This is a genomic window from Desulfogranum marinum (assembly GCF_016918565.1).
Classification (GTDB): domain Bacteria; phylum Desulfobacterota; class Desulfobulbia; order Desulfobulbales; family Desulfobulbaceae; genus Desulfogranum; species Desulfogranum marinum.
The window spans coordinates 1-379 of the sequence record NZ_JAFFQD010000189.1 but is presented as its reverse complement, the minus strand read 5'-3'; the positions used below and the strand labels follow the sequence as shown (position 1 = coordinate 379).

General features: G+C 66.0%; 1 pseudogene. It reads right to left on the bottom strand.

Annotation, left to right across the window (positions count from 1 at the left end):
- Window positions 1–379, bottom strand: a pseudogene (gene pyrG, locus JWH17_RS23445) (CTP synthetase); the annotation flags it as partial.

Here is a 379-nt window from a genome sequence, read left to right as displayed (position 1 = left end):
GACCGGACCGGCCTTGTCAGCCAGCTTCAGCTGGTTGACCACGATCTCGTCCAGGCCCTGCGCATGCAGGCCCGACGGAATGCGGTACAGCACGTCCACGTCCGGCACGCTGATGACGGCACGCTCGGAAACGTTGGTGAACTGGGCGATCTTGCGTCGCTCAGAATCCGGCACCGCCTGCTCGGAGCGGCACAGCAGCACGTCCGGCTGGATGCCGATCGAGCGCAGCTCCTTCACCGAATGCTGGGTCGGCTTGGTCTTCAGCTCACCGGCGGCGCCAATGTACGGCACCAGGGTGAGGTGCATGAACAGCGCCTTCTCCGGGCCACGCTCGGTGCGCACCTGGCGGATCGCTTCCAGGAACGGCAGCGACTCGATG